Source organism: Micromonospora sp. I033 (assembly GCF_053890995.1).
The window spans coordinates 1-7,198 of record NZ_JBSSLX010000259.1 but is presented as its reverse complement, the minus strand read 5'-3'; the positions used below and the strand labels follow the sequence as shown (position 1 = coordinate 7,198).

Annotated in this window: 8 protein-coding genes; 6 read left to right on the top strand and 2 right to left on the bottom strand. The window is 70.3% G+C overall.

The window, feature by feature from the left end; all coding sequences use genetic code 11:
• Positions 1–273: 273 nt before the first annotated feature.
• Positions 274–2,103, bottom strand: coding sequence for a glycoside hydrolase family 15 protein (locus tag ACW0Q9_RS27540; protein WP_456186179.1), 1,830 nt, complete (start codon positions 2,101–2,103; stop codon positions 274–276).
• A 214-nt stretch (positions 2,104–2,317) separates the two neighbouring features.
• Between ACW0Q9_RS27540 and ACW0Q9_RS27535 the strand changes: the two genes are divergently transcribed.
• From ACW0Q9_RS27535 to ACW0Q9_RS27515, 5 genes are all read left to right on the top strand, one after another.
• A complete protein-coding gene (locus ACW0Q9_RS27535) occupies positions 2,318–2,977 on the top strand; it encodes an HNH endonuclease family protein (RefSeq protein WP_456186177.1) in 660 nt (219 codons plus the stop codon).
• 105 nt (positions 2,978–3,082) lie between these two features.
• A complete protein-coding gene (locus ACW0Q9_RS27530) occupies positions 3,083–3,841 on the top strand; it encodes an aminoglycoside adenylyltransferase family protein (RefSeq protein WP_456186175.1) in 759 nt (252 codons plus the stop codon).
• Positions 3,842–3,903: 62 nt separating this feature from the next.
• A complete protein-coding gene (locus ACW0Q9_RS27525) occupies positions 3,904–4,344 on the top strand; it encodes a DUF3592 domain-containing protein (RefSeq protein WP_456186173.1) in 441 nt (146 codons plus the stop codon).
• Between the two features lie 91 nt (positions 4,345–4,435).
• Positions 4,436–5,122 (top strand): hypothetical protein, encoded by a 687-nt coding sequence (locus ACW0Q9_RS27520; protein ID WP_456186171.1) that lies wholly within the window; start codon positions 4,436–4,438, stop codon positions 5,120–5,122.
• Between the two features lie 52 nt (positions 5,123–5,174).
• Positions 5,175–5,732, top strand: a complete 558-nt coding sequence (locus ACW0Q9_RS27515; RefSeq protein WP_456186169.1) for a DinB family protein — start codon at positions 5,175–5,177, stop codon at positions 5,730–5,732.
• Between the two features lie 163 nt (positions 5,733–5,895).
• On the opposite strand, the gene ACW0Q9_RS27510 is transcribed toward ACW0Q9_RS27515, so the two are convergent.
• Complete coding sequence (locus tag ACW0Q9_RS27510; protein WP_456186167.1) at positions 5,896–6,414, bottom strand: Lrp/AsnC family transcriptional regulator; 519 nt, start codon at positions 6,412–6,414, stop codon at positions 5,896–5,898.
• A 48-nt stretch (positions 6,415–6,462) separates the two neighbouring features.
• On the opposite strand from ACW0Q9_RS27510, the gene ACW0Q9_RS27505 reads away from it, so the two are divergent.
• Positions 6,463–7,198 (top strand): Glu/Leu/Phe/Val dehydrogenase dimerization domain-containing protein (locus ACW0Q9_RS27505; protein WP_456186165.1); only part of this gene is annotated, 736 nt, incomplete at its 3' end.

Sequence of the window (7,198 nt, the reverse complement as noted above, 5' to 3'; positions counted from 1 at the left end):
GGTGGCCCGGCCGGCGCGCTCAGCACGGGAGCCGGGTCCGGCGGAACCTCCGAAGCGATGTCGTCGGTCATCTCCGCCCCTTTCGTCGTACCCCCATGCTCGTCCTCGGGCGTCACAGCCGCATCTCCGGGGCTGCGGTCGCGTGGACGGCGGCCGGGGCCCCGCGCTGCTGGTCGGGGGGGCCGGTTACCCGCCCGGGCCGGGCCGGTAACCCGTACTTCGGTCACCGTAGCGGGCCGGACCGGTCGGTACAGCGGGTTTCTCTCCGAGTGGTCAGCGGCGGCCGTCGAGAAGCCGGTCGAGGTTCGCCGCGGTGCTGATGAGGGACAGGTGGCTGAACGCCTGCGGGAAGTTGCCGGCCTGGTCTCCGGTCGGGGCGATCTCCTCGGAGTAGAGGCCGAGCTGGCTGGCGTAGGTGAGCATCTTCTCGAAGGTGAGCTGCGCGTCGTCGAGCCGACCGGATTCCGCGAGGGCCTGCACGTACCAGAAGGTGCACATGGTGAAGGTGCTCTCCCTGCCGGCGAGGCCGTCCGCCGTGGCGGCCGGGTCGTAGCGGTAGACCAGGCTGTCGGAGACGAGTTCGCCGTCGATGGCCCGCAGCGTCGCCTGCCACATCGGATCGGTGGGCGCCACGAAGCCGAGCGAGGGCATGGCGAGCAGGGACGCATCGAGCACGTCCGTGGCGTAGTGCTGGACGAAGGTCCGGCGTCCCGGGTGGTAGCCGCGCGCCATGATCTGTTCGTAGATCCGGTTCCTGGTCTCCGTCCACCGGACGAGGTCGGCGGGGCGCCCGTGCCGGTGGGCGAGCCGGACGGCCCGGTCGAGGGCCACCCAGGACATCAGTCGCCCGTAGGTGAAGTCCTGGCGGCCGGCCCGCGTCTCCCAGATCCCGTCCTCGGGCTGGTCCCAGTGCGCGCAGAGCCAGTCCACCACCCGGACCAGGCTCCGCCAGCCCTCGTAGGAGCCCTTCAGGCCACGATCGCTGGCGAGGTACAGGGAGTTGAGCACCTCGCCGTAGACGTCGAGTTGCAGTTGGTTGGCCGCGCCGTTGCCGATCCGCACCGGGGCGGACCCGCGGTAGCCCTCGAAATGGTCGAGCACCTCCTCGGTGAGGTCCGGTGAGCCGTCGACCCGGTACATGATCTGCAGCGGCGTACCCTCCGCATCGGCCTCCCGGATCCGGTCGTCGAGCCAGTGCTGGTACTGCCAGGCCTCGTCGGTGAAGCCCAGGCTGAGCAGGGCGTGCACCGAGAAGGACGCGTCCCGGATCCAGGTGTAGCGGTAGTCCCAGTTGCGTTCGCCGCCCACCCGTTCGGGCAGCCCGGCGGTGGGGGCGGCGATCAGCGCGCCGGTCGGGGCGTACGTCATGAGTTTGAGCGTCATGGCCGACCGCTCGACCATCTCCCGCCACCGCCCGGTGTAGCAGGAGCGGCCCATCCAGCCCCGCCAGTAGTCGCGGGTCTGTTCGAGCAGTTCGCGGGCCTCCTCCGGCGGGTAGGTCCGCGGCGGTCCCGGGGACCCCGTCTCCAGGACCACGCCGCCTGCCTCACCCTCGTGCAGGGTGGCGACCAGGTGGACGCCTTCCTCGGTCCGCTCGCGCTCGTGCTCCTCGGAGAGGCGGTCGTCGTACCGGATGGGATGCAGGGTGAGCGAGAGCGCGGGACTGCGGAAGACCGTGCCGGTCGGGTGCACCTCCATCTCGTGCCGGTCCCGCCCGTAGTTGAACCGGGGGCGGCACTCCAACCGGAACCGCATGCTGCCGCGCACCATCCGCAGCATCCGGACCAGGCGGTGGCGGCCGGTGGCCCGGTCACCCGCGACCGGCATGAAGTCCACCAGCTCGCCCACCCCGTCCGCGCTGAGGAAGCGCGTGATGAGGATCGGGGTCCCCGGCAGGTAGAGCTGCTTGCTGGTGTAGTCGACACCGTCCGGTGAGAGCTGGAAATACCCACCGCGTCGCCGGTCGAGCAGGCCGCCGAAGATGCTCGGCGAATCGAACCGGGGTGCGCAGAACCAGTCCAGGGTGCCGTCCTTGGTGATCAGCGCCGCCGTCTGGAGATCGCCGATCAGGCCGTGGTCCTCCACCGCGGGGTACGAGTCCACCGGTCCTCCCACCTCGTCTCGCCGCTGCCCCGGGCGTCTACCCCGGCCCGGCCGACACACACCTGCCCGGCCGCTCGTCCGCCCGGTTCCGCGCCGGAAGCGGCCTCCGTCCGATTCCGGTCATCCACTGTTCACGGAACTTGATCTAGACCATTACTTCCAGCTCTGTCTATATGGGTGCCAGCACCTGACAATCCCATCCGGATGGAGTCCCATGACCCGCACGCTGCGCGCCACGGCCATCAGCCTCGCCGCGATCCTGGCCGCCACCCTCGGCCTCACCCAGCCCGCCTGGGCCGCCAGCTACTCCGCCTCGCTGACCGCCGCCGTCGCCGCCCTCCCCGTCGCCACCGAGGTCCGCACCGGCTACAGCCGCGACCTCTTCCCACACTGGATCGACGCCGACGGCGACGGCTGCAACACCCGCAACGAGGTCCTCTACACCGAGGCCACCACCAAGCCCACGATCAGCGGCACCTGCACCCTCTCCGGCGGCCGCTGGTACTCCTACTACGACAACGCCTACTGGACCCTCACCGGCGACCTCGACATCGACCACATGGTGCCGCTCGCCGAGGCCTGGGACTCCGGCGCCCGCAACTGGACCACCAGCCGCCGCCAGGCGTACGCCAACGACCTGGGCGACTCGCGCGCGCTGGCCGCGGTCACCGACAACGTCAACCAGGCCAAGGGCGACCAGGACCCGGCCACCTGGATGCCGTCGTACGCCTCCGCCCGCTGCCGCTACATCGGCGAGTGGGTCGCGGTGAAGACCCGGTGGCGCCTCACCGTGGACAGTGCGGAGAAGAGCGCCCTGACCAGCTGGGCCAACAACTGCCCCGCCGCCACCATCTCCGTCACCTACGCGTACTGATCCCCGCGGATCGCGGAGAGTTGTCGTTCGAAGCGGACGCCAACTCTCCACGATCCGGCGGAAACGCCGGTGCGGGGTGACCGCACGGTGGTCGACACTGGCGCGATGGATCAGGTTCAGGAGATCGTCTCACTGGTCGGGCGCGCACTGGGACCGGCGGTCATCGGCAGCTACCTGCACGGCTCCTCGGTGCTCGGCGGCCTCAAACCGGCCAGCGACGTGGACGTCCTCGTCGTGTCCCGCCGCACCATGACCGATCCCGAGCGCCGCCAACTCCTCAACGGGCTCCTGGGCATCTCCGGCTCCCGGAACCAGGCCCGCCCCGTCGAACTCGTCGTGGTCGTCCAGTCGGCGGTGCGCCCCTGGCGGTTCCCGCCGACCTGCGACTTCCTCTACGGGGAGTGGCTACGCCAGGAGTTCGAGGCCGGCGGGCCGCCGCAGCCGGTCCCGATGCCCGACCTCGCCCTCCTCGTCACCATGGCGCTGGCCGGCGATCATCCGCTCACCGGTCCGCCACCGGCGCAGGTCCTCGACCCGGTACCGCACGCGGACCTGGTGCGGGCGACCGTGGCGGGCATCCCCGGCCTGCTCCAGGCCCTCGACGACGACACCCGCAACGTGCTGCTGACCCTCGCCCGCATCTGGACCACCCTCGCCACCGGCCAGATCAGATCCAAGGACGCCGCCGCGGACTGGGCCCTGACCCGGCTCCCACCGGCGCACCGCCCCGTCCTCGACCACGCCAGGGAGCTGTACCTCCACCGCCGGTACACCGAGGAGACCTGGAGCGACGAGCTGATGGCGCAGGTACGCCCGCACGCGGACCACGTGGTCGCCGAGATCGACCGGCTGCATCACCGGTGAGGACGCCGTCCGGCCAGGCGACCGGGCAGCCGGGTGGGGGCGCCGGCGCCTAGCATCGCGACGTGGACGGACGACGGGACCACCTCGACCCGCGCCGGCGCAACCTGATCGGCGCGCTGATCGCCCTCACCGTGGGCGCCACCTTCATGTGCTGCGTCGGTCTCTACAACGGCACGACCGCGATCGGCCTCGCGAAGCGCGGCATCACCACGGACGCCACCGTCGTCCAGGTCGACCGCTTCCCGCGCGGCAGCACGGTCACCGTGGAGTTCACCGCCCCCGGCGGCGACACCCTGACCGCGGAGTGCACGAGCTGCAGCCCCGACCTCGACGAGGGCGACCGGGTACGCATCCGCTACGACCCCGACCACCTCGCTCCCGGGGTGGAGGACGCCGGGAACCAGGGTGCGCGACGTGTCGCCCTGTTCGCGCTCGTGGCCGTCGCCGTCCTGCTGACGGCGGCCGGGTTCGTCGGACGGCGCCTCACCCGCACGTCGCGTTGAACTGTTCCCGACCAGGTGACCTGTCCGGCGAAACACAAGGCCCGAGAGCAGCGGAGTGCTCCCCTTGCGAGCCCGGGCCACAATCCAGGCCGTGGCACCGTCCCGCCCTCACGGCGACACCGCGCGCCGACACCGGCTTTCCCTGATTGCGTGCTTCACGGCGCCCGGCGGGGTCGCGGCGGTCACTGATCTGTTCGCGTGGTCGGAGTGGCTGCCGGTCATCTCGTCGGTCATCGCCCTGCTGGTGGCCAGCCAACTCGTGCTGACCGTCGGCGTGTGGGAGGCCGCCTCGCTCGTCGTGAAGGCCGCCGCGATGGCCGCGTTCGTCGCGTCCCTCTTCCTGATGATCGCGATGATGTTCGCTCCCCGGCTCACGGTGCTGGCGGTGCGGGGAGAACCGGTGGCGGCGACCGTCGTGGACCACGACGCCAGCCGCTTTCTCGACCGCGGGAGCAGCGACGACGAGCACTGCTACCGCCTGCAGCGCACCGACGGCAGCCCCATCTTCGGCGAGATCTGTCGAAGCTTGGAGGACTTCGCCGTTGGCGACAGGATGACCGTGCTCGTGGATCCCAGCGGCCTCATCGCACCCGAGACCCCGGACGAAGTCGCCGACGCCCGCTTCTGGCAGATCCCCGCGCTCGTGAGCCTCCTCGCGACGCTCGCCCTGTGCTGGCTCACCGGCGGACTCACGGCGCGCGTGGGTAGCGGCCAGGTCGCTTCGCGACGGCTTCCTCGTCCGGCCCGATCCAGACATCGAAGCAGGTACGAGCGGTGATCAGCCACTACTTGATCACAACGACTCGAGCGATCTGGCTATGCTCCCGGTCATGAGCGAGACGGCTGCAGAGCATTCCCCGTCCGTAACTCCCACCGAGGCCGACTCCCTGCTGTCTGTCCTCGACCGCAACCGCCGGACCTTCGCCTGGAAGACGTCGGGGCTCGACGAGAAGGGTCTGCGTGCGACCACGGCCGCCAGCGCGATGACACTCGGTGGGCTCGTCAAGCACATGGCCCTGGTCGAGGCGGACTGGCTGGCTGTCAAGCTTGCCGGACTCGACCACGGAGCACCGTGGGACGCCGTGGACTTCGACGCCGATCCTGACTGGGAATGGCGCACCGGCGCGCTGGACTTTCCGGACGACGTCTACGCGCTGTGGCGAGAAGCGGTCGAGCGGTCGCGCAAGCTCGTCGCTGAGGTCATCAGGGAGCGCGGGCTCGACGGACCAGCGTCCTTCACGTGGCCGGACGGTCGCACCCCGACCGTGCGCGCCATGCTGTTGGACATGGTCGAGGAGTACGCACGGCACACCGGCCACGCCGACATCCTCCGCGAATCAGTGGACGGTCGCGTCGGTGAGGGTGCTCCTGCGGACTTCACCACCTAGAGACGGCCCAGCGGGGGCGACGGCGTCACTTGGCGTTGCAATGTGGAAGGCCGTAGGCGTATCCGCTTCAATCGGACCGAACGGCCCCTGACCAGCACTGGACGCTGCCCGGCGATCGCCACCGTTGGTCGCCCTTGGTTCACCTCAGACGGCCGCTTTTCGCTCACAGGTCGAGTGGTTCGATGACCTGTTTCCGGGCGTGTTGATAGATCACTGAGCTGCGGAAGCCGACGATCTCGCGGCGTCCGCTGAACTTGTCCATGAGGAAGGCGTGCAGGCTGTCCACGGTGGGCACGGCGACGTGTACGAGGAAGTCGTCGCCGCCTGCCACGACGAACACCGACAGCACCTCGGGAAGCCCCATCGCGTACTTCTTGAAGCCGTCGATGACGGTGCGGCTCAGCGGCCGGACCTGCACGTGCAGCAGTGCCTGAACGCCGCGATTGAGGGCGGTCAGGCTGATCTCGGCGTGGTATCCGGTGATCACGCCTCGTTCCCTCAGCGCCCGCACGCGCTCGAGGCAGGTCGACGGCGCGATGCCGACCGCGCGGGCCAGTTCACGGTTGGTCTGCCGCGCATGTGTCTGCAGATGCTGGATGATCGCCGTATCAAGTTCGTCCACGACCGAGATCTTGCCACCTTCCCGAACGACGTTCGGTGAGAGCCAGTTGGTGCCGGCCATGTGCCTACTGTCGGTCCCGTTCCGACGAGCATGCGGGGGGAAGCCATCATGGTCGCGACCGACATTGACACCGAGTCCATGCACGAACACGTCGTCGTCAGGCGGGGCGCACAGTCCGGTCTGCCGATCGTCGTCGCGGTGCACTCCACCGCGCTCGGCCAGGCCATCGGTGGATGCCGGGTGGCGCACTACCCACACTGGCGCGACGGCTTGGACGACGCGCTGCGGCTCTCGGCCGCGATGTCGGACAAGTGCGCGCTGGCGGGGCTGTCCAACGGTGGCGGTAAGACCGTCGTCGCCCTGCCCCTCGGCATGACACTGGACGGCGCCGCCCGTCGGGCGGTGCTGCACGACGTCGGCGACGTCATCGCCGGTCTCGGCGGCACTTACGCGACCGGCCCGGACGTGGGCACCGGCCCGGACGACATGGTCACGATCGCGGAGCGGACGCAGTACGCGTTCTGCCGGCCGGTTGGCGCCGGTGGCAGCGGCGACTCCTCCGAGCACACCGCCGTCGGCGTCATCGCCGCACTGCATGCGCTGTGCGCCGAGCGGTTCGGATCGTCCGACCTGTCCACGCGTAGCTTCGCCGTGCTCGGCCTTGGCCGCGTCGGCGGCCACGTGCTGCGGATGCTCGCCGACGCACGCGCGACGCTGGTAACAAGCGACGTCGACGACAGTCGACGTGCGCTCGCCGGCGCCGCCGGCGCCGCCTGGGCCAGCCCGCAGAACTGCCTGACCGCCGACGTGGACGTGCTCGTCCCCGCCGCCCTCGGCAGCCTGC

Bases quoted from the DNA above. Each gene is read 5' to 3' on its own strand.
- ACW0Q9_RS27510 (WP_456186167.1), bottom strand. From the start codon at position 6,414: ATGGCCGGCACCAACTGGCTCTCACCGAACGTCGTTCGGGAAGGTGGC.
- ACW0Q9_RS27515 (WP_456186169.1), top strand. From the start codon at position 5,175: ATGAGCGAGACGGCTGCAGAGCATTCCCCGTCCGTAACTCCCACCGAG.
- ACW0Q9_RS27535 (WP_456186177.1), top strand. From the start codon at position 2,318: ATGACCCGCACGCTGCGCGCCACGGCCATCAGCCTCGCCGCGATCCTG.
- ACW0Q9_RS27530 (WP_456186175.1), top strand. From the start codon at position 3,083: ATGGATCAGGTTCAGGAGATCGTCTCACTGGTCGGGCGCGCACTGGGA.